This is a genomic window from Sharpea azabuensis DSM 18934, assembly GCF_000702165.1.
GTDB lineage: Bacteria > Bacillota_I > Bacilli_A > Erysipelotrichales > Coprobacillaceae > Sharpea > Sharpea azabuensis.
Genome location: NZ_JNKU01000026.1, coordinates 1 through 20,332, shown reverse-complemented (window position 1 = coordinate 20,332; position 20,332 = coordinate 1). Strand labels below are relative to the sequence as shown.

Below are 20,332 nucleotides of genomic sequence, written 5' to 3'. Positions count from 1 at the left end.
AATTGCTCAGTGCTCTTCATAACTGACAAGATGATCATTCTGATAAACCACTTTAGCTTCATGAGCCTTGTCATCATTAAGCCAGGAAAGATAGTGATGATCAGCTTCCCATGTTGGTAATGTTCCGACCTCTTCATCATTCACCCAGTGTAACTCCCCTTCATTTGTTTCATGAAGTTCACCAGAGAAATGAGAAGACGTATAGATAAACATCAATTCATCTTCGCCATAATAAAGACCAGGAAAACTGACCATCCCGACAAAACGCGCACTATGAATCCTATAGCCAGTTTCTTCATATGTTTCTCTCACAGCACATTCATAGGGCGATTCACCATTTTTTAGCTTTCCACCAACCCCAATCCACTTTCCTTGATTGATATCTTTTTCTTTCTTGTTGCGATAAAGAAGTAATGTCTAGTTGTTGCGTTTGAGATAAACGAGCGTTGTGATAATCATAGGTACTGATAGTAGTCCGGTGACGTGCTTTCCACCACTTCCAGGCTACTTTCCTCTCTTAAAATAGAAGCAAGCTTTTCAACCATAATCACTTCAACATGATGACCGACATCCACCAAGAGAAAATCATCATCATATGCCTGCATGCCCGCATGATATTTTAAATCGCCAGTGACATAGGCATCGACCTGGTTCTTAACGGCATCAATATAATCACTTCCTGAACCACCACATACAGCCACGCTTTGAATATTATCTTTCACTCCAGCAACCTTCACAACATCAACATGTAATGTCTTTTTGAGATGGTTGACAAAATCATTCCTATTCATGACTTGAGGGAGTTGTCCTTTACGCACTAAACCATCTTCTTCACAAACATCAATATGTTCAAGGAGCGTAGCTTTGGCAAGCCAGACATTCATGGCAACTTTATCAAGATTGGTATGGACTGAATAGACGGCAACATGATGCATGATGGCTTTTTGAATGAACTGCCCTGTTGAAGTATCAAAGTCAAGATTGAGCTTATTGAATAAGAAAGGATGATGGGTAATAAGCATATTACAGCCTTGTTCAATGGCTTCATTTAATGTCCTTAAGTCCGCATCAAGCCCCACCATGATTTTTGTCACTTGCTGCTTGCGATCACCTAGCTGAAAGCCACTTTTATCCCATTCTTCTTGTAAGTGTTCAGGGAAATGGCTTTCCATAATATCAATAATATCTTGTACAATCACGCTAACACCTTCTCTATCTTTTCAATCATTTTAAGCACATTTATACGTTTTGGATGCCCTTCTGGCAGTGAGGCAATGATTTTCTTTTGCACATTTAATTCAAACTGCCATTTCTTTCTAAAGAGTTCTGTTTTCTTTTGACGGTTAATAGGACCAAAGAGAAGATCATCTTCATCAAGAACCATCTCTCCTTTTTCCACAACCATATATTCATAAATATGATGGGCATCTTCGACAAGATCTTCATCAATAATACAGAAATGATGCCCTGCTAAATAAGCCCGTAATTCAGCTAAGCCATTATTGGCTTGAAGAAAGAAACGATGATCATGCATCTCGTTATGGGCATCCAAGATTTCTATCATCAACATTCCACCCATGCCACAAATAGAAATCATATCCACATCTTCATTGACAATAGGATCCAACCCATTGCCTAGAAGAGGAATAATCTTGCCTTCCATATGATTGGCGATAATGGTCTGTTTTGATGATGCTAATGGCCCCTCTGCCACATCACAGGCATAAGCCTTCTCAATCACACCTTGATCATATAGAAAACAAGGCAGATAAGCATGATCAGTGCCAATATCTGCCAAAATTATTCCCTGCTTGTGCTGTGCAATAGCCTTAGCTATGGCAAGCAAGCGTTTGGAATGTAATTTCATTACTTGTCTAAGAAATCCTTTAAGCGTTTAGAACGTGATGGATGTTTCAGTTTTCTTAAAGCCTTTGCTTCAATCTGTCTGATACGTTCTCTTGTGACATTGAATTCCTTACCAACTTCTTCAAGTGTTCTTGTACGACCATCATCAAGACCAAATCTTAATCTTAAGACCTTCTCTTCACGGTCAGTCAGTTCTAGAAGCACTTCATTAAGTTCGTCCTTGAGTAATTCATTTGATGCATAGTCATCAGGAGACATTGCCCCTTCATCTTCCAAGAAATCCCCTAAGTGAGAATCATCTTCTTCACCAATTGGTGTTTCTAGGGAAACTGGTTCTAGGGAAATCTTCTGAATATCACGGACTTTTTCAGGTGTCATGCCTTCCATCTTGTCAGCAATTTCTTCAGCTGTTGGTTCTCTGCCAAGTTCCTGGATGAGCTGACGCTGTACTCGAGTAAGCTTGTTGATGGTTTCAACCATATGGACAGGGATACGGATTGTTCTCGCCTGATCGGCAATGGCTCTTGTGATGGCCTGTCTGATCCACCATGTTGCATAAGTTGAGAACTTGAAGCCCTTTGTATAGTCGAACTTTTCAACAGCCTTAATAAGCCCCATATTACCTTCCTGAATTAAGTCCAAGAAAAGCATACCACGACCAACATAACGCTTAGCGATGGATACAACCAATCTTAAGTTGGCAGCAGCCAGTTTCTTTTTCGCTTCTTCATCGCCTTCCTGAATCTTTCTTGCCAGTTCAACTTCTTCTTCCTGGGTTAAGAGGTCGACTGTACCAATTTCCTTCAAATACATCTTGACAGGATCGCTGATCTTGACATTTGAGCCTAACTGACCATCATCATCAGCCTTTGCATCCTCCAACATATTCATGGTATCACCCATGTCTAAGTCGGCATCAAAGTCTAAATCAGGCATATCGCCATCACTATCGCCACCTAAGCCATCAAGATCATCAAGGCTTTCTAAGTCATCCAAGTCACTTGTCCCACTCATGATGTCATCATCATCAACTTCTAAGTCATCAAGACCATCATCTTCGACAAGTTCAATTTTTGGATGACCACTAATGAATTCTTGTAATTCATCAATTGTCTCTTCATCTAAATCATATTTTGTGAATAACTCATCAACATCATCACTAGATAACTTGCCATCATTGGCCTTTGATTCTTCTAGAATGAGGTTTTTAAGATCATCAACAGTAACGCCTTTTACACTTTTCTTTTTAGCCATTACATAGTCTCCTTCTTTAACTCATTTATCTCTTGAAGTATAGCTGCTTGTTGTTTAGGATCAAGAACATGCTGGAACTGATCCAAGAGCTGCTTCTTCTTTAATTCAATCGCATTTTCACCAATCGTCCTAATATAATCACGAATGGCCTCTTGTTGATTACTAGCTGGCAAAGGCAACTGGATATTGGATATTTCCACTATTGCCTGGACAAGAATATTCTTCTTCTGTTCACTAATACGATCAGAAAGAATACGGTCAATCAGATTGGCTTCATCCATGACATTATTCTTACGATAATAATCCACAATATAGCTTGCCACAACACGGTAAACATCATTATACATAAAGCCGGCTTTCGCTTTATACTGCTCGGCCACTTCTTTATCATTCAACATATAGAAAAGCAAGTTTCTTTCAGCCTGGATATATTTATCAACAAGCATTCTTGTTTCTTCTATTTGTCTGACAACTGGGGCATATTCTTGTGGTTTCTCAATTTGTTTATTCTGCAGGTGATTAAGGATGATTTCTCTTGAGAACTGGGTGAGATTGGATAACTTTGTTACACAATCATCAATCTGTTTATCATCCGTCATCTGGCTAATCACTTCAACACCACGATCAAATAGTTTTGAACGATCATCATAGTTACGTAGATCCAGTCTACCCGATTCAAAAAGCATCAGGAAGTCAAATGGTGTCAATTCATCTCTTAAGAGACGATCTAAACCATCCTTGCCATCACTCTTGAATATTTCGTCTGGATCATGGCCATCGGGCAAGAGAATGATACGTACTTCAAAGCCGTTTTTTACTAAGAAATCGCATGATTTCATAGCAGCATTCTGCCCTGCTGCATCACCATCTAAACAAAGGACAATCTTTTTCGTCATCCTTTTGAGCATGCGCACATGTCCATTCGTCAAAGCCGTTCCCATTAAGGCAATACAGTTATCATGCTGGGCACGATGCATCGCAATGACATCCATGAAGCCTTCATTAATATAGACAAAACCAGCTTCCCGCACTGCACGCAAAGCATTATGGTAGTTATAAAGGGTCTGTCCCTTGATAAAGATCTCACTTTCAGGTGAGTTCATATACTTGGCGCCTTCTTGATTTGGCCGATAGATTCTACCTGAGAAACCAACAACACGTCCCTGTTCATCCCATAATGGGAAGATAATACGATCGCTGAAACGATCATAATGTTGTTGGGATTCAATGACTAAGCCAGAATTCTCCATGGTGATGTTGTCATAACCTAGTTTCGTAAAGGCATCAAAGAGAATATTTTTCGCTGGTGCATAGCCAATGCCAAATGTCTTGATGATTTCCTCATCAAAACCACGATCATGTAAATAATCCTTAGCCCCAATACCAACTTGGGTATTTAAATAGTATGTATAAATTTTTTGTGCTTCTGCATGCATGTCATAGTAAGGCTTAAGCTTATTGTCAACAGGGGCAATACGCTTAGAAAGATCATAGCCAGTCATATCCACATGACCCATCTCAGCCACCTTGCCGACTGCTTCAATATAGCTTATATGTAAATAATTCTGTAAGAATGTAAAGACATTTCCACCATTATGACAGACAAAGCACATATAGATTTGTTTATTTTCTGAAATAGAAAGAGAGGGATGGGTATCTTCATGGAAAGGACAGATAGCGACATAGTTTCTGCCCTTTTTGGTTAATGAAAGATACTGCCCCATGACATCAACGATATCAACACTCTGTCTGATCTCATCAATTTTTGCCTGTGGAATACGGGGCATATAATCCCTCCTTTATTATTTAAATGCAACGCGTTTAGCAATGTAGTCTTTTAAATCTTCAATCTTCACACGTTCCTGTTTCATTGTGTCACGATCACGTACAGTAACAGCTTCATCTTCCAATGTATCAAAGTCAACTGTGACACATAATGGTGTACCAATCTCATCCTGACGACGATAACGTTTACCAATCTTGCCAGAGACATCATATTCTGTATTAAAGTCAGCTGATAATGAGGCATAAATAGCTTCAGCCTTTTCACTTAATTTCTTAGTAAGAGGTAAAACGGCAACCTTGATTGGTGCTAAAGCCGGATGTAAGTGCATAACGATTCTTGTATCGCCGCCTTCTAATTCTTCTTCATCATATGCATCCGCAATTACTGACAAGAAGAGACGATCAGCACCTACTGATGGTTCAATGACATATGGGACATATTTTTCATGTGTTGTTGGATCAAGATAAGTAAGATCCTTCTTAGAATATTCCATATGTCTATTCAAGTCATAATCCGTACGATCAGCAATCCCCCATAATTCGCCCCAGCCAAATGGGTAAAGGTATTCAATATCTGTTGTCGCTTTAGAATAGAAAGATAATTCTTTCTGTTCATGGTCTCTAAAACGTAAATTTTCTTCCTTCAAGCCTAAGTCCTTTAAGAAATTCATGCAGGCACTACGCCAGTAGCTAAACCATTCTAAGTCTGTATCAGGTTTTGTGAAGAACTCAAGTTCCATCTGTTCAAATTCTCTTGTACGGAAAATAAAGTTACCTGGTGTAATTTCATTACGGAATGACTTACCAATCTGACCAATACCAAATGGGACTTTCTTACGTGTTGTTCTTGCAACATTCTTGAAGTTAACGAAAATACCCTGGGCTGTTTCTGGTCTTAAGTAAACTGTGCTCTTGGCATCTTTGACAACACCCATAGATGTTTCAAACATTAATTCGAATTTTCTGATATCAGTGAAGTCATGTCCACCACAATCAGGACAACCAATATTATGTTCTCTAATATAGGCCATCATTTCTTCTGGTTCCATACCATCAGCATGCATATTTGGATCATAGGCTTCAATAAGCTTATCAGCTCTATGTCTCTTGCCACATTTTTTACAATCAATAAGTGGATCATTGAAATTACCAATATGACCACTTGCTTCCCATACTCTTGGATTCATGAAAATAGCTGAATCAATACCTACATTGTATGGTGATTCCTGAATAAAGCGTTTCCACCAAGCACGCTTAATATTATTCTTCAATTCAACACCTAAAGGACCATAATCCCAGGTATTAGCTAAGCCATCATAGATTTCTGAACCTTGGTAGACAAAGCCGTTATTCTTCGCATGCGCGATAAGTTTTTCCATATCTAATGCCATCTTGAGCCTCCTAAGTTAACATAAAAATGATAAATGACCTAGCCTGAGCTAAGTCATTTCATAATATTTTAAAACATCTTATATGTACACTTATAGTGGTTATTTGTCAACCAACAATGAGTGTACTAATAATAAATGTGTTCATTTAAATAGTCTAATAAATCCTTATAGATATCTTCTCGCTCAACATCAAACAATAAGTGATGCCCACTTTGCATATAGGATTTACAGCGAATCTCTTCAAAGCCTTCTTGTTGATATAAGTGACAAAGCCATTCATTATCAGCTAAGAAATGTGTCATTGCATCCTTCTTGCCGCCTGCAAAAAGCATTGGTAAATGATGAGGAATATTTTGTAATGTTTCAACTGAATTCGTTCTTTCAACTAATTGATATATGTCTTCAAGAGCCTTTGAGGCATAAGTGAAATGATCATTGAATTGATCACGTCTTTTAACAACAACGCCACTTTCATGTGTTGGGCGAAGCTTTAAAAGACGATTTTTCGAATGGTAATGCATGCCCTTAAAACGGATCTGCATTCTTGTCAGCAGTTTACGTAATGTCAAATGGCTGAAATGACGAATTGGTGACAGAAGCATTAAACCAGATAAATAATCCCCATACTTACTTGCATAAAGCAGGGCAATGTTACTGCCAACACCAGAGCCAAGCATAAAATAAAAGGTATCAGGATATTTTCGAATCATGATATTCTGAAGCTTGAAGTAGTCCTTAATGATGGCTTGACTGATGTCACCATCACCAAAATAACCACGTTCAAAGTTCACTAGTGATTCACCATGTCCAACGAGATCTGGAACCACAACAACATAGCCCTGACGGCTTAATGCATTCGCAAAATGTTCATAATTATGTCTATTCTCACCTAAATCATGCACAACGATAACAACAGCTTTAATACGTAATACAATCGTTGGTTCATAGATTGAGTAATGGACTGTTGTCTTGAGTGCTGAGGTCATTGTATCTTCTCTTTTCATGGGGCGCCTCCATACTTTTGTATATTATAGAATGCTTTTCACAAATTTTCTAGACCTGAGATTGACCCCACAGAATTCATCAACATAATATTCAAAGATTTTCTGAATAGGCTTAATGTCTTCAAGATGAAGTTCATGAAGGCGTGAAATAGGACACTTATAGAGATATCGAATGGCCTGAAGCTGATCTTTAGGCAACCTGAGATCATGAAGATGATAGTGTTCATGACAGACAAATCCACCATTTTCAATTGAAAAGCCGTCAACATGATGATTTCCACACACAACACATCCATCCGTCATCAGTTCTACCCCATTCTCTTTCATAATAAAACAATTGATATAGGCATAGATGATGCGATAGTCATAACCTATTTCCAATGCTTCAAGAATACCTTCTAAAAACTGATAATGTTCTAAAGAAGGACTGTTTTCACTTTCATAACGATAGAAATATTCTAAGAGATAATCGGCGACGATTTCTGCTTCAATTGTTTTCTTGATATTTTGATAATACTGAATTGCCGTTGCTCTGATGAGGTTTGAAAGACCACTTTTAAGAGCAATCTCATATTCTCCCTCAGTGATACTCATTAGTGCTGGAGCATTCTTGCTTGTCAGCTTACGACTTCCTCTTGCCCTGATGGTAAGCTTGCCAAATTCATAGGTATAGAGGGTGACAAGTTGATCATTTTCTTTATAGGGCATTGTCTTCAAGACAATGCCCTTCGTGATTTCGCTATTTGTAGTCGTCCTCATCATAGCCAAATTCTTTCAGATATTTTGTTTTATTACGCCAGTTCTTTTCCACCTTAACAAAGAGTTCAAGATGAACTGTCTTGCCGACAAAACGTGTCATCTGGCGTCTTGCCTGTTCTCTGATTTTCTTGATCATTGCGCCCTGTTTACCGATGATGATCCCCTTCTGACTTGGACGATCAACAATAATCGCGGCCATAATAGAGATTTCCTTTTCATTTTCTTCCCATGATTCCACAACAATAGCAACATCATGAGGAATTTCCTGACGCGTAAAATAGAGAATACGTTCACGAATGAATTCCGCAAGAATAAACTGTTCAGGATGATCAGTAATCATGTCCTTTGGATAAATGGCTTCCCCCTCTGGCAAAACAGACTTAAGTGTTTTGACAAGTTCATCCACATTATCACCATTCTTGGCCGAAATAGGAATAATGCCAGCAAAATCAAAGAGCGATTGCCATTCTATAAGCTTCTCCATCAAGTGTTCCTTGCTGGCAAGATCACTCTTGTTGAGTGCTAAGAAGACAGGGCATTCTACTTTCTCAAGTCTTGAAAGAATGAATTTATCACCCTTCCCAACGCTTTCATCAACCGGTTCCACTAAAACAACCGCATCCATATCCAGCATGGAATTTAAAGCATTCGCATTCATAAATGAGCCTAAGCCATCCTGGGGCTTATGCACACCTGGTGTATCCAAAAAGACAATCTGGGCTTCATCATCCGTTAAGATGCCCTGCACGGTATTACGTGTTGTCTGGGCTGTTGGGGAAGTGATGACGAGTTTTGTCTTTAAGAGCTGATTCAACAATGTTGATTTTCCTACATTTGGTCTGCCGACAATACTGACAAATCCTGATTTATACATTAAAGGTCCTCCTCTAAGAACATTCTTGGTAATAATTCTTCCATATTGGTAATCTCATAACGATCACGTGCGCCTAAGATAACAGGGGTATGGGGATCTAAGAGTTCACTTAGCACCTGGCGACATGCCCCGCATGGTGAAATAAGAGTTGGTCCATCACCAACGATAGCCAAGGCCACTATATCATCTTTGGTATAACCTTGACAATATGCACCATAAACAGCATTTCTTTCCGCACACATGGTTGAGCCAAAAGCTGCATTTTCAATATTGCAGCCATGAATCAAATGACCATCACGCACCTCAACACAAGCACCGACAGGAAACTTTGAATAAGGGATATATGCATGCTTAGCTGCTTTATAAGCTTCATCCACTAAATATTGATAATCTTTCATACTAACCCTCCCTTTTAATATCAAGCTTGTCTAAGATGACCTTTTGTAAATGAAACATTTCTTTTTCCTCTTCCTCAGTCATATGATCATAACCAAGTAAATGTAAGCATCCATGACAGAATAAGAAACACATTTCTCTTCTTAATGAATGACCATATTCACTTGCCTGCATTTTAGCGTGGTCAACAGAGATAAAGATATCACCAAGTTCTCTAGGCATTCCTTCCATATAGAACTGTTCACTATCTTCTAATGCAAAGCTAATGACATCTGTTGCACGATCAATATGACGATAGTCACGATTGATCTCATGAATCTTCTCGTCATCAACAAGAATAACACTCATTTCAATATCATCATTGATATGAAGAACTTCTAAGGTTGTCTGGATAATGTCCTGAAAGTCCTTTTCATAATCTTCTTTAAAATCTGTTACTTCATTTTGATAAGCTAAATCAATATTCATCTTTTTACCTTTATTTCCTTTACTTTTCCATCCCCCATTATAGCATATTCTTCCCCCTTATTCATCAAATTTAGCTGATGGGTTACAATCACAAATAGCGTATCAGGATAAGCTTTAAAGATTTTATGAATGATTCTTTTCGCTTTTGAAAAGGCAATTGAAGAAAAGACTTCATCAAATAAACAGACATCACTTTCTTTAAGCAGGCAGCGGGCAATTTGAATAATCGCCTGTTCGCCAGAAGAGAAAGGTTGACCATCCATATCCATATTCTGATCAAGACGATAATAAAGCTCTTCGCTTTCAAGAAGTTGAAGCACTTCATGAATAGCCTCATCATCATGACTGCCAAGATTTTCTCTTACACTTCCCTTTAAAAGTGTCTCCCCTCTTGCACAATAGGCCATATGTTTATAAAGGGAAGCTTTTCGTAAAGTTCTGAGCTCTTGGTCATCGAGATAAATATTTCCCTTATAACAATCATCAAGTCCCTTCAGTAAATAAAACAATGTACTCTTGCCCGAACCATTTGCCCCCATGATAAATAGATTATGATTGATCGTAAAATCAAGATGTTTTAATACATCAAGATGATAGCCATAACCATATGTCACATCATCAAAGTCAATTGTAGCAATAGCCTGTTTGAGATCATCATGACCATCCTTCTGGACAAGACCAAACTCCTTAAAGCTCTCAAAGAGTAAAACATTCTCCCGATATTCAACAATGCTTGTGGCAAGTTCAATAATCGGTGTCTCCATTAAACTATAAAGCATATAAAACGCCAGAAGGTGGCCAAGAGTCAGTCGTGATGCATGAAAGGAGTAGAACCCCACAAGAAGGATAAGCGTTAGAAAAATGACATGAAGGCTTTCAAGCTGAGCGACAAAGCTTTGTTTTGCCATTTCCTGATCTTCGACACTATTCGCTTCCTGCTCATAGGCATGTTCGAAGCGTTTCTCCCACTTTTTACCATTAGCATTCTGGCGATAGAGATGCCTTGAAGATATAAATTCAAGCAATTCCGACATATGAATATTATGTTTCTCATAGGTTGTCTTGTAGAGTTCAAAAAGGAGTCGTGAGCGGCTATGAACATAGAAGAAAATGACAAGAAAACTAACACATGCCAGCAATGCCATAATTGGTGAAAGCAACACCAATGCCACAAAAAGCAAGACAATCGTTAATATATCAATACTGAATGCTTCATAGAAACGCACTGTATAGGATGAAAGATGGTAGAGATTGAGCAGCTTGGATTGAATCAACCCAGCATCACTGCTCAACAAATGTTCAGGAAGATGCAAGGCATTGATAATGGAACGATAGACAACTTCCTTGTCCAAAGCGCGTTCAAATAGCACCGTCTTCTTATTCTTCATCTTCGTCAACAAGACTTTTATTAAACTCAGCATACTATAAGCAAGAAATAGGGCAAAGCCTAGAAATAAAGGCATTTTGACCTTCATTTCATCAATCATGATGCCAGCAATACGGCTTAGGACAAATGAAAGAAGTGATGAAAATAGGGCATAACGAATTAATACGCCAACTTCTTTACGATAGAGTTTGTAAGTCTGTTTTAAAAAATCTTTATAAGTGACATCATGATAATCATAATAGCGACCAATATGCCTTATCACAATCACAAAGCCTGAATACATTTCTTTTAGCTGCATGCGAGGAACCTGTAACAGTCCCTTAGCCGGATCACCAATTACACATTGTTCACCAAGTTCATAAAGAACGACAAAATGACCTAGCTTTCCTTCAATAATATGTAAAATAGCCGGTATTGGTACATGATTTTCTTCAAGCTGATCTAGTGAAGCTTTATAGGCCTTCGTTTCAACATTATAGGACTTAAGTGTTTCGACAAGCCCTTTGATTGTCGTTCCGCTTGCATCCACCCTCGTCTTTGTCTTTAAGACGGTCGTATCTTCATCAATTCCATAATACTTCAACAACATCTTTAAGCAATAAACACCACAGCTCTTCTCATCATCTTGTAAATAGATGGGATATTTATGCATAGAAAAAACACCTCCTATATATTTATTCGTTCATAGAAGATGTTTTTCTCATATTATTTTAAAATCTTTTCAAGAATTCCCATTGCCTCATCAATTTGTTTGTGCGTGATAATAAGTGGTGGTAGCAATCTGACAACATCAGCCCCGGCTGATACTACAATCAAGCCCGCCTCAAGTGCTTTTTGAACATAGGCTGAACTATTAGGTTCATCCAACAAGATTCCCTGCATGAGCCCTAAACCACGATGACCTACAACATGACTGCACTTTTCTTCAAGCTCATTAAGCTTGGTTTCTAAATACATGCCTGCTTCATGTGCTTTTTCCACAATATGATCATTTTGATAAATATCAAAGACTGTAGAGACAGCTGCACAGACAAAAGGATTACCACCATAAGTAGAGCCATGATCACCTGGCACTAATGCATCACCATATTTCTTGTTGGCGACAAAAGCCCCAACTGGTACACCACATCCAAGCGCCTTGGCAAGACAGACAATATCGGGCGTGATATCAAACTGGAAATAAGTCATCATGCTTCCTGTTCTTCCCATACCGGATTGTACTTCATCAAGGATCAGACATAATCCATATTCATCACAAAGAGCTCTTAATCCTTGCATGAATGTTTTTGTACATGGATTAACGCCACCTTCTCCTTGAACTGGTTCTACAATAATGGCTGCTGTATGATCATTGATAAGCGCTTTAACACTGTCAAGATCATTCAGGTTGGCATATTTTACACCCGTCATCAAAGGGCCAAAGGCCTCCTGATAATGCGCATTGCCGGTTAATTTTACAGCTCCTGTTGTACGACCATGGAATGAATGATGGAAAGAGATAATTTCACTATCTGCCTGACCATGCTTTAAGAAATAATATTTGCGGGCAAGTTTTAAAGCCCCTTCAATAGCTTCTGCACCTGAATTCGTAAAAAAGACCTGATCTAGCTTTGTCGCTTTAACAACCTTCTCGCTTGCTTCAAGTAATGGTGGTGTATAGAAATAGTTAGAGACATGCAAGACTTTATCCAACTGTTTCTTCAAAGCCTCATTATAAGCTTGATAGCCATAACCAAGCGCATTTACCCCAATTCCTGCATAAAAATCCAAATACTTCTTACCTTCTGTATCATACAAATAAACGCCATCACCATGATCTATTGCGGCATCATGACGACCATAGGCATGAATAAGATATTCATCATTCAACATCATACAACCCCCTTTAATATTGTGTACACTCTATCAAACAAATCATGTTTTTTCAATATTTAATCCGTATTTACCTAAGTTTTTCTATATTGTTTGGCTTTTCCATAAATATCTTGCATAATTGTATACAATTTGTGTATAATGACATCAATAAACGGAGGATACTAATATGGCTAGGATTCAGATGACTACGCCCCTTGTAGAAATGGATGGCGACGAAATGACAAGAGTATTATGGAAGATGATTAAAGATGAGCTCATTCTTCCTTTTGTCGATTTAAAAAGTGAATATTATGATTTAGGTTTACCTCATCGTGATGAAACAAATGACCAAGTAACCATTGATGCTGCTAATGCGAATAAGAAATATGGCGTATCAGTCAAATGTGCAACAATCACACCTAATGCACAGCGTATGGATGAATATAACTTACATGAAATGTGGAAATCTCCTAATGGCACTATCCGTGCTATTCTAGATGGCACAGTCTTTAGAGCACCAATCATGATTGATCCAATCAAACCTGTTGTTAAGAACTGGGAAAAACCAATTACGATTGCCAGACATGCTTATGGGGATGTCTATAAATCTACAGAAATAAGAGTTCCTGGTCCTGGTGTTGCCACATTGAATTTCAAAGGTGATGATGGGCAGGAAATAAGCCAGGAAATCTTTAACTTTGAAGGTCCTGGTGTCTTACAGGGTCAATATAATAAAGATGATTCTATTCGTTCATTTGCCCGTAGCTGTTTCAATTATGCCCTTGATCAAAAACAGGATCTCTGGTTTGGCGCAAAGGATACCATCAGCAAGAAATATGATCATCGCTTCAAAGATATCTTCCAGGAAGTCTATGACAGTGAATATAAAGAGAAATTTGAAGCTGCTCACCTGACATATTTCTATTCCCTTATCGATGATATTGTCGCCAGAGTCATTCGTTCCAAGGGTGGTTTTATCTGGGCATGCAAGAACTATGATGGTGATGTGATGAGTGATATGGTTTCTACTGCCTTTGGTTCTCTAGCCATGATGACAAGTGTTCTTGTTTCCCCTGAAGGCAATTATGAATATGAAGCTGCACATGGCACAGTTACACGTCACTACTACCGTTATCTTAAAGGCGAAGCAACTTCGACAAACCCAATGGCAACAATCTTTGCCTGGAGCGGAGCATTAAGAAAACGTGGTGAAAAAGACAATCTGCCTGATTTAATGCGTTTTGGTGATAAGCTTGAAGAAGCCTGCCTCAATACTTTAAATAGTGGCATTATGACAAAGGACCTTTCTACCTTAGCAACAGGGGTTGAAGTCAAACAAGTCAATTCCGAAGAATTCTTAAAAGCTATTCGTCAGGAATTAGAAAAAATCTTATAAACAAAAAGGCGTTCTCGCATATGCATATACGGGAACGTTTTTCTATCCCAGAAACATTTGTAAGCCAGGGATAATCATAATTTTATAAGGAAAATAGAACAAAAAACCATAAAGAACAACCATTGCCATTTGTTTCATGTTCTGATAGAGAAGAATAGCCCCAACAACAAGCAACACAAGATCATAGAGCGAACTAATAGCTAAATGAGTCAAAGTAACATTTAAGCCATAGACAAGCAAGAAGCCCAAGGAAGCTCCTGCGAGTATCTCACTCATCTGTCCTTTTCCTTTACTATACCATAAGCCAATAGCTACAACTATGCCAATCACAAGCCCGACAATCGTCTTTTGATCAGGCTGATAGTTCATTAAGATAATCGCTTGCATATGTTTTCCAGCTATAAGACCTAGATAGAAACAAATTGATCTCATTCCTCCAATAAAAGGAGAATAGGCAAAAAGCACTAAAGCCATCATCACAACAAGAATGAAGTTGGGCTGATTAATAAAAGATAGTGCCATTAATGATTTTGTATTTACAAGATAACTTAAGCCGATGCTTAATAATAGTATAACAAAATCTTCTTTGAAAACTTGTAGTCCACTAGGCTTTTTTCCTGATACTTTGCGTATTCTATTTGCCATAACCAAACAATATCAGATTCTTAAAAGGCAACATATCCGCTATTAATTCATTGACATCCTGATTCTGATAAGAAATCTTCTCTCCCATTGCCCCTGAGAACCAGCGATAGCCCGTTTCATCCTTGACAATAATCTCCCAGCTATTGTCTTCTAGTGAAGCAATAATGGGTGATGTCTTATGAAAGGACTGCTCAATAAGATCAAGAATAGCCTGACCATTAAGATCAGCTTCTTCTTTTCCCTTTTCAACCATCTTTTGATCAAAAATATATCTTGTCAACGTAACATGTGTTGGTGTGATATTCAATGTCTGTTGTGCATCCTGTCCAGCTTCAGGCATATGTTTCACACTGACATTATTAGAAATAATTGTAGCTCCAGTAATCATAGAAACCTCCACCATCATTCTATCATTAATCATTCAAAAAAGCATCAAGGTTGATGGGATTCAATAAACCAACGATCCTTTTCATAGAAAAGTCGGCGCTCATGTCCAGCTATGCGCACATCATAGCGTACACCACAACCACCTACTTCACTCACAGCTTTCTTGATTTGATGCACTTTATCGATTCTATAAAGCTTTCTTCCATTTTCATCATCCCAGGCAAGATAGAGTGGCAGCATCTGACCATTCTTTTTAATGACCGTAACCACATCGACATAACGCTTATATAAATGTAGATAATCTCCATTTGTCGCATTCATAGAATCACCTCTATATTAAGAGTATGTCATAATTAACCTTTATATGCAACATATTTATATATTTATGTTTCATTTTATATTATTTTATGTAATATAGATTATATTTTGATGACATACATTGGTAATGAAAGGCAAAAAAGACTTGCCTAAGCAAGTCATATCTTCATCATGGGGCGGATAATCGGGTTCGAACCGACGCATGCCGGAGCCACAATCCGGTGTGTTAACCACTTCACCATATCCGCCATCTCTTGAAGACAAGTGATATAATACATGATAAATAGATGTTTGTAAAGGGGTAAATATATTTTTTTCAAAAAGATGTTTCAATCAAGGTTTTATGTTAGAATGTGGATGGAGGTTAAGAGAATGAAAAGACGACTTAAAAGCTTATCCCTTGTACTTCTTGCATTCTTATTATCAGGATGTGTGAAGATGAATATGACCCTTGATGTTTCAGGCAATGGCAAAGTAAAAACAAGTGTGCGCATGCTTGCAAGCACGGATACCCTAAAGACAAGCGGCATACAGGAAAGCACATTTACCCAAGACTTAAAAAAACAATTCACTAAGAACAATAAAGATGTTTCTGCCCATGTCATCAAAGAGAAACATGATGGCAAGCAGTATGTTGGAGTTGAGGCAAGCAATGCCATGAGTTCCTCAATCAAGGCTATTGTGAAAAATGGCCGTGTTCAAGTGATAATTCCAATGAAGACTTTCACTTCCGCCCTCACCGATAACAATATTACAACTGAGACATTAAATAATTTCAACATGAATGAAGAATCATTAAAAAAGAACGGCGTTGAAATGAAATTAGTCTTTAATATGCCTGACAAAGCTAAAAGCAATGTTGGGGAAGTTAAAGGCAATAAAGTAACTGTAGATCTTTTACATGAAATCTTAAAGACGGATGCCAAAGTTGAGAATATTGTCGTTAGCAGCAAGACTGGTAAAACATTTGACGCTAAAACTTTATTTCTTATTATTGGTGGTATCGTCTTAATCATCGCCATCATACTTTATGCTTTAAAGAAGACAAGAAAAGAACAAAAATAAAGACTGTTGTTTTGATATGATCCCCTAAAGGTAGACGGTACAAATACACAAAATGTACTGCCCTGCTTTTAGGGGGTTTTATTATGGGACGAAAAGCAAAATATACATTTGAACAGAAACTGAAAACTGTACAGGATTATCTATCAGGAAAGAAATCAGCTGCTGAGATCGCATCAGAATTAGATATAGGAAAAATGGTGACAACAGAATACGTGAATGGGCGAGTCTCTATGAAGCCAATAGGCCAGAAGCTCTCAGTCCTAAGGAAAGAAATGCATCTTACTCAAAAGAATTCAAAGAACAGGTAGTCCAGGGTGGACATCGAAGATGCAAGGATACTTCCCCATCGCCGTTGAAAACAACAGCTTATTTGGCTATCAGAAGATGACCTATGCGCTCAATAATAATAGTGATGTGAAGTATAATCGCAAACGTATCTATCGCATCATGGCCGTCAATGGCATAGAATCTCATTTCCGCATTGACCGGCGTCATTCCACTTACAGGAAACAAAGGATAACGTACTGGATTGGGATTTCAATGCCAAAGCAACGAATCTGAAATAGGGCAACAACATAACCGAGCTGAAATATGCTGGTGATAAATTATACGTCAGCACGATCCTTGATTTGTATGACCGATATCCGGTTGGCGTTGTCGTCAGCAGAAGAAACGATACCAAACTGGTCAATGACACATACTTCATGGCCATCACCTTAAATCAAGGCACTACTCCGCTCCTGCACAGCGACAGAGGATTTCAATACACACAGGGTATTTTCCAAGATGCTTGAGGATGACGGGCTGACAAAATCCATGTCACGGGTTGGCCATTGTATCGATAACGGACCAGTAGAATCCTTTCAGGGATTCATCAAGGATATGGCCAAGGTTCTGTTTGCATATGAAGAAGCCGCAGAGATCATTTACAGGACATATGAATACTATATCTACAGATATCCACAGAAACGTTTTCATGGGAAGACTGCAAATCAGGTAAGACAGGAAGCACTGACTGCGGTTACACCAGAACAGTATCCGATTGCACCAAGCAGAAAAATAGAACGATTCTGGGAAGGGATTGAGAAGAGCAAAGCAAAACACCAGGCGCAAGCACAACAATTAAAACCACGCCTAAAAGGCGTGGTTTTAACTGCGGCTATAAGCCTGTAATACCTGCTCGCGTCTAAAGGCGCTTGCTTTCACTTCGTTCAAGCTACCGCTCTTGACGCTCGCTATCTCTCAAAGGGATTCTTTTTTACTTTTTTCACTACTTTGTTTTCTTGTCTTTTGTTATTCCTTTTTCACTTCTTTTTCTCTTCGTTGCGTTTGAAAATGGATCCCCATACTCCTTGACACTCAGCTTATCCACCATTTGGTCATGCATCTCCTGCTCTCGAATATGTTTTTCCACAGTTGCTGTATTCAGTCCTACTGTCGACACATAGAATCCTTCAGACCAGAAATGTCTATTTCCAAACTTGTACTTCAGGTTCGCATGTCTGTCAAACATCATCAGCGCTGACTTTCCCTTCAGGTATCCCATGAACGAGCTTACGCTCAGCTTCGGAGGAATCTCAAGAAGAAGATGCACGTGGTCCGGCATGAGATGTCCTTCTACCATTTCCACTCCCTTGTACCTGCAGAGTTCCTTTATGATTTCCTTTAGGTCTTTTCGATATTGACCATATATTTCTTTTCGTCTATACTTTGGTGTGAATAAGATCTCATGTTTTACAGTTAGAAAACTGATAAAGGCGAAATGTATTGATATAATCAATGCTTTTCGTCTTTTTGTGTGTCATTTCAGTTTCGTACTTTTCTTGGAGTTCACGACCCGCTGAAATTTTTTCAGATATTTCTGTGTAATGATCTCCCTTGATGGCTGGAAGCCGAATGTTTCGGCCAGCGCATCAACAATCTCCGTCCGGGTAAACGATGGAATGTAGTTCGTTCCATTCAGGTATGTGATGTTGAGGTCACGAAGCGTGCTGAGCACTTCTTCGCATGTGTACTGCTCATTCAGGTATTTCTTCTCGAGAAGGCGGTAGACCATGAGCGCCATGAAGCATGTGAGAAGGTGCCCGTTAATGGAGTCCTCCCTAGAGACGTACATCGGTCTCGTCCTCAGCTCGCTCTTCATTATCTGGAAGCTTTCCTCGATCTCCCATCGCTGCTTGTTGGATCTTATGATCAGTGACAGGTCGCTGTCCTCCAGGTCGGTCGTTACCGCATAGAAGCCGTCATATTTCTTCTCTTCGGCGATTTTCTTTTCATCGATTTCGTACAGCTTCTCGCTGGCGACCTCGCCGTCACCGGTCATTGACATTTCGGTGATGTAGTAGCGCGGATCGCGCTGGTTCGTCCTCGTCAGCTTTCCGGGATTCCCGAGAAGCTTCCGGGCTCTTTCCAGCTTCTTCTCCCTGATGTGGTCCTGATAGTCAGCGAACTTCCTTGAGTAGGTGACGATGTAGTTTTCCTCAAGGGTGTAAGTGCCGCCTGATGACTGTGATTTTTTGGTGCGCTTCTCCCATCTGTGCTTGCAGAAGACAAGGTCCCTTATTCTTCTTTTTTCGCCGCCGATATCAATGAATTCCTTGCCTTCCAGGTCCTTGAGGCTGAAAGTGTCCGGATAGCCCTCCAGCTCCCATCCGTCAGGGGAAATGGCCCATTCTCTCATCGTCTTTGTCATTTTCCGTATTGGCTAGGTGACGATGTAGGCGCCGTTCTTCTTCAGGTCATTGTAGACCTTGTTCTCCCATCCGTTGAGTCCGGCATCCGCGCAGACGATGAACCTTGACACCTCGAAGTCCTTCTCGACCCTTGCCTCAAGCTCCCTCAGGGACTTCTGCTCGTTCTGGTTTCCAGGAAAGACGTAGTCAGCCAGGGGTATGCCGTCCGAGTCCATGAAGAGCCCATACTGTACGATGGGGTTAGGGCGGTTTTCCTTGCACTTCCCGTACATCCTGAAGCCATCCTCCTCTTCAGTCTCGAAAAAGAAGTTAGTGCAGTCGTAATAGAGGACCGACGTGTTCTTCTCGAAGAGAGCGGCGCTGTTCCGGTAGAGCTCCCTTTCAATGAGGTATCTGTTCTCGGAAAGAACGTTCAGGGAGCGGTAGATGTTCGCCAGTAATAATGGCAATATTATTTTCCTCAAAATGGGTAATTTAAAATTCCCCAATTTAGGTGGCTTGATATTCCTTTTTCTTTGATTCCTCAAGCTTCTCTAGAACATCCTTTGTCCGGTATGATGGTCCAACGATATTCACAATATGCGAATGATGCAGAAGCCTGTCAAGAATGGCATTGGTTATCACCGGATCGCCAAATATCTCATTCCACTTTGAAAGGCTCTTGTTCGTAGTGATGACTGTGGATTTCTTTTCATACCTGAGCGTAATAAGCTGAAAGAAGAGGTTGGCGTCCTCGCTGTCCAGGTTAAGATATCCTATCTCATCGATTATAAGCAGCCTGTGTCTCATG

Annotated in this window: 23 protein-coding genes, 1 tRNA gene and 2 pseudogenes; 6 read left to right on the top strand and 20 right to left on the bottom strand. The window is 39.3% G+C overall.

Features of this window, described 5'->3' with window-relative positions; genetic code table 11:
- Positions 1 to 6 precede the first annotated feature (6 nt).
- The 13 genes and pseudogenes from T529_RS12330 to T529_RS0106535 all read right to left on the bottom strand — a co-directional run.
- Positions 7 to 402 (bottom strand): annotated as a pseudogene (locus T529_RS12330) (NUDIX hydrolase); the annotation flags it as partial.
- A gap of 53 nt (positions 403 to 455) precedes the next feature.
- Entirely contained in the window at positions 456 to 1,199 is a 744-nt protein-coding gene (locus T529_RS0106590) for a Nif3-like dinuclear metal center hexameric protein (protein WP_156032195.1), read from the bottom strand.
- On the bottom strand, positions 1,196 to 1,867 hold the full coding sequence (locus tag T529_RS0106585; RefSeq protein ID WP_033162823.1) for a tRNA (adenine(22)-N(1))-methyltransferase: 672 nt from the start codon (positions 1,865 to 1,867) through the stop codon (positions 1,196 to 1,198). Before T529_RS0106585 ends, T529_RS0106590 begins: the two co-directional genes overlap by 4 nt.
- The gene (gene rpoD, locus T529_RS0106580; protein WP_033162822.1) at positions 1,867 to 3,120 is read right to left on the bottom strand and encodes an RNA polymerase sigma factor RpoD; all 1,254 of its coding nucleotides are present in this window, start codon (positions 3,118 to 3,120) and stop codon (positions 1,867 to 1,869) included. Before rpoD ends, T529_RS0106585 begins: the two co-directional genes overlap by 1 nt.
- Positions 3,120 to 4,907: a DNA primase gene (dnaG, locus tag T529_RS0106575; RefSeq protein ID WP_033162821.1), complete on the bottom strand. Its 1,788-nt coding sequence runs from the start codon at positions 4,905 to 4,907 to the stop codon at positions 3,120 to 3,122. Before dnaG ends, rpoD begins: the two co-directional genes overlap by 1 nt.
- A gap of 15 nt (positions 4,908 to 4,922) precedes the next feature.
- Positions 4,923 to 6,296 (bottom strand): glycine--tRNA ligase, encoded by a 1,374-nt coding sequence (locus T529_RS0106570; protein WP_033162820.1) that lies wholly within the window; start codon positions 6,294 to 6,296, stop codon positions 4,923 to 4,925.
- A gap of 125 nt (positions 6,297 to 6,421) precedes the next feature.
- The gene (locus T529_RS0106565; RefSeq protein WP_033162819.1) at positions 6,422 to 7,300 is read right to left on the bottom strand and encodes an alpha/beta hydrolase; all 879 of its coding nucleotides are present in this window, start codon (positions 7,298 to 7,300) and stop codon (positions 6,422 to 6,424) included.
- 24 nt (positions 7,301 to 7,324) lie between these two features.
- Positions 7,325 to 8,062 carry a DNA repair protein RecO gene (recO, locus tag T529_RS0106560; RefSeq protein WP_051646893.1) on the bottom strand — a complete coding sequence of 246 codons (738 nt, stop codon included), beginning with the start codon at positions 8,060 to 8,062 and terminating at the stop codon, positions 7,325 to 7,327.
- A complete protein-coding gene (gene era, locus T529_RS0106555; protein ID WP_033162818.1) occupies positions 8,040 to 8,933 on the bottom strand; it encodes a GTPase Era in 894 nt (297 codons plus the stop codon). Before era ends, recO begins: the two co-directional genes overlap by 23 nt.
- Positions 8,933 to 9,331, bottom strand: a complete 399-nt coding sequence (locus T529_RS0106550; RefSeq protein ID WP_033162817.1) for a cytidine deaminase — start codon at positions 9,329 to 9,331, stop codon at positions 8,933 to 8,935. The genes era and T529_RS0106550 overlap by 1 nt, the downstream gene beginning before the upstream one ends.
- A gap of 1 nt (position 9,332) precedes the next feature.
- A complete protein-coding gene (gene ybeY / locus T529_RS0106545; protein WP_033162816.1) occupies positions 9,333 to 9,797 on the bottom strand; it encodes an rRNA maturation RNase YbeY in 465 nt (154 codons plus the stop codon).
- Complete coding sequence (locus T529_RS0106540) at positions 9,794 to 11,836, bottom strand: cysteine peptidase family C39 domain-containing protein (protein ID WP_033162815.1); 2,043 nt, start codon at positions 11,834 to 11,836, stop codon at positions 9,794 to 9,796. The genes ybeY and T529_RS0106540 overlap by 4 nt, the downstream gene beginning before the upstream one ends.
- A gap of 53 nt (positions 11,837 to 11,889) precedes the next feature.
- Entirely contained in the window at positions 11,890 to 13,059 is a 1,170-nt protein-coding gene (locus T529_RS0106535) for an aspartate aminotransferase family protein (RefSeq protein WP_033162814.1), read from the bottom strand.
- A 166-nt stretch (positions 13,060 to 13,225) separates the two neighbouring features.
- Here T529_RS0106535 and T529_RS0106530 point away from each other — a divergent pair, with 166 nt between their 5' ends.
- Positions 13,226 to 14,434: an NADP-dependent isocitrate dehydrogenase gene (locus T529_RS0106530; RefSeq protein WP_033162813.1), complete on the top strand. Its 1,209-nt coding sequence runs from the start codon at positions 13,226 to 13,228 to the stop codon at positions 14,432 to 14,434.
- A gap of 42 nt (positions 14,435 to 14,476) precedes the next feature.
- Here T529_RS0106530 and T529_RS0106525 read toward each other — a convergent pair whose 3' ends face one another.
- The 4 genes from T529_RS0106525 to T529_RS0106510 form a co-directional block, all read right to left on the bottom strand.
- Positions 14,477 to 15,079: a hypothetical protein gene (locus T529_RS0106525; RefSeq protein ID WP_033162812.1), complete on the bottom strand. Its 603-nt coding sequence runs from the start codon at positions 15,077 to 15,079 to the stop codon at positions 14,477 to 14,479.
- The gene (locus T529_RS0106520) at positions 15,069 to 15,467 is read right to left on the bottom strand and encodes a hypothetical protein (RefSeq protein WP_033162811.1); all 399 of its coding nucleotides are present in this window, start codon (positions 15,465 to 15,467) and stop codon (positions 15,069 to 15,071) included. The genes T529_RS0106525 and T529_RS0106520 overlap by 11 nt, the downstream gene beginning before the upstream one ends.
- A gap of 44 nt (positions 15,468 to 15,511) precedes the next feature.
- On the bottom strand, positions 15,512 to 15,787 hold the full coding sequence (locus tag T529_RS0106515) for a hypothetical protein (protein ID WP_033162810.1): 276 nt from the start codon (positions 15,785 to 15,787) through the stop codon (positions 15,512 to 15,514).
- A 169-nt stretch (positions 15,788 to 15,956) separates the two neighbouring features.
- Positions 15,957 to 16,032, bottom strand: a tRNA-His gene (locus T529_RS0106510).
- Between the two features lie 124 nt (positions 16,033 to 16,156).
- Between T529_RS0106510 and T529_RS0106505 the strand changes: the two genes are divergently transcribed.
- The 5 genes from T529_RS0106505 (at position 16,157) to T529_RS12570 (ending at position 18,022) form a co-directional block, all read left to right on the top strand.
- Entirely contained in the window at positions 16,157 to 16,849 is a 693-nt protein-coding gene (locus tag T529_RS0106505; protein ID WP_033162809.1) for a DUF3153 domain-containing protein, read from the top strand.
- Between the two features lie 83 nt (positions 16,850 to 16,932).
- On the top strand, positions 16,933 to 17,157 hold the full coding sequence (locus T529_RS0106500) for a hypothetical protein (protein WP_033162808.1): 225 nt from the start codon (positions 16,933 to 16,935) through the stop codon (positions 17,155 to 17,157).
- 19 nt (positions 17,158 to 17,176) lie between these two features.
- Positions 17,177 to 17,410: an IS3 family transposase gene (locus T529_RS13750; RefSeq protein ID WP_081823082.1), complete on the top strand. Its 234-nt coding sequence runs from the start codon at positions 17,177 to 17,179 to the stop codon at positions 17,408 to 17,410.
- Positions 17,411 to 17,424: 14 nt separating this feature from the next.
- Entirely contained in the window at positions 17,425 to 17,643 is a 219-nt protein-coding gene (locus T529_RS13745) for a DDE-type integrase/transposase/recombinase (protein WP_081823081.1), read from the top strand.
- On the top strand, positions 17,636 to 18,022 hold the full coding sequence (locus tag T529_RS12570) for a hypothetical protein (protein ID WP_051646892.1): 387 nt from the start codon (positions 17,636 to 17,638) through the stop codon (positions 18,020 to 18,022). Before T529_RS13745 ends, T529_RS12570 begins: the two co-directional genes overlap by 8 nt.
- 97 nt (positions 18,023 to 18,119) lie before the next feature.
- Here the strand turns inward: T529_RS12570 and tnpA are convergent, their stop codons facing one another.
- The 3 genes and pseudogenes from tnpA to T529_RS0106480 all read right to left on the bottom strand — a co-directional run.
- Entirely contained in the window at positions 18,120 to 18,623 is a 504-nt protein-coding gene (gene tnpA, locus T529_RS0106490; protein WP_167666437.1) for an IS200/IS605 family transposase, read from the bottom strand.
- A gap of 27 nt (positions 18,624 to 18,650) precedes the next feature.
- Positions 18,651 to 19,979: pseudogene (locus T529_RS12320) on the bottom strand (IS1634 family transposase); the annotation flags it as partial.
- Between the two features lie 52 nt (positions 19,980 to 20,031).
- On the bottom strand, positions 20,032 to 20,332 hold a 301-nt coding region (locus tag T529_RS0106480), incomplete at its 5' end, for an ATP-binding protein (protein ID WP_033162807.1).

Coding starts and splice junctions, on each gene's coding strand:
- recO (WP_051646893.1), bottom strand. CDS start 8,062: ATGATGAGGACGACTACAAATAGCGAAATCACGAAGGGCATTGTCTTG.
- T529_RS12570 (WP_051646892.1), top strand. CDS start 17,636: ATGCTTGAGGATGACGGGCTGACAAAATCCATGTCACGGGTTGGCCAT.
- T529_RS0106525 (WP_033162812.1), bottom strand. CDS start 15,079: ATGGCAAATAGAATACGCAAAGTATCAGGAAAAAAGCCTAGTGGACTA.
- era (WP_033162818.1), bottom strand. CDS start 8,933: ATGTATAAATCAGGATTTGTCAGTATTGTCGGCAGACCAAATGTAGGA.
- T529_RS0106550 (WP_033162817.1), bottom strand. CDS start 9,331: ATGAAAGATTATCAATATTTAGTGGATGAAGCTTATAAAGCAGCTAAG.
- T529_RS0106540 (WP_033162815.1), bottom strand. CDS start 11,836: ATGCATAAATATCCCATCTATTTACAAGATGATGAGAAGAGCTGTGGT.
- rpoD (WP_033162822.1), bottom strand. CDS start 3,120: ATGGCTAAAAAGAAAAGTGTAAAAGGCGTTACTGTTGATGATCTTAAA.
- T529_RS0106535 (WP_033162814.1), bottom strand. CDS start 13,059: ATGATGTTGAATGATGAATATCTTATTCATGCCTATGGTCGTCATGAT.
- T529_RS0106500 (WP_033162808.1), top strand. CDS start 16,933: ATGGGACGAAAAGCAAAATATACATTTGAACAGAAACTGAAAACTGTA.
- ybeY (WP_033162816.1), bottom strand. CDS start 9,797: ATGAATATTGATTTAGCTTATCAAAATGAAGTAACAGATTTTAAAGAA.
- T529_RS0106505 (WP_033162809.1), top strand. CDS start 16,157: ATGAAAAGACGACTTAAAAGCTTATCCCTTGTACTTCTTGCATTCTTA.
- T529_RS0106520 (WP_033162811.1), bottom strand. CDS start 15,467: ATGATTACTGGAGCTACAATTATTTCTAATAATGTCAGTGTGAAACAT.
- dnaG (WP_033162821.1), bottom strand. CDS start 4,907: ATGCCCCGTATTCCACAGGCAAAAATTGATGAGATCAGACAGAGTGTT.
- T529_RS0106585 (WP_033162823.1), bottom strand. CDS start 1,867: ATGAAATTACATTCCAAACGCTTGCTTGCCATAGCTAAGGCTATTGCA.
- T529_RS0106565 (WP_033162819.1), bottom strand. CDS start 7,300: ATGAAAAGAGAAGATACAATGACCTCAGCACTCAAGACAACAGTCCAT.
- T529_RS0106530 (WP_033162813.1), top strand. CDS start 13,226: ATGGCTAGGATTCAGATGACTACGCCCCTTGTAGAAATGGATGGCGAC.
- T529_RS13750 (WP_081823082.1), top strand. CDS start 17,177: ATGCAAGGATACTTCCCCATCGCCGTTGAAAACAACAGCTTATTTGGC.
- T529_RS0106515 (WP_033162810.1), bottom strand. CDS start 15,787: ATGAATGCGACAAATGGAGATTATCTACATTTATATAAGCGTTATGTC.
- T529_RS0106570 (WP_033162820.1), bottom strand. CDS start 6,296: ATGGCATTAGATATGGAAAAACTTATCGCGCATGCGAAGAATAACGGC.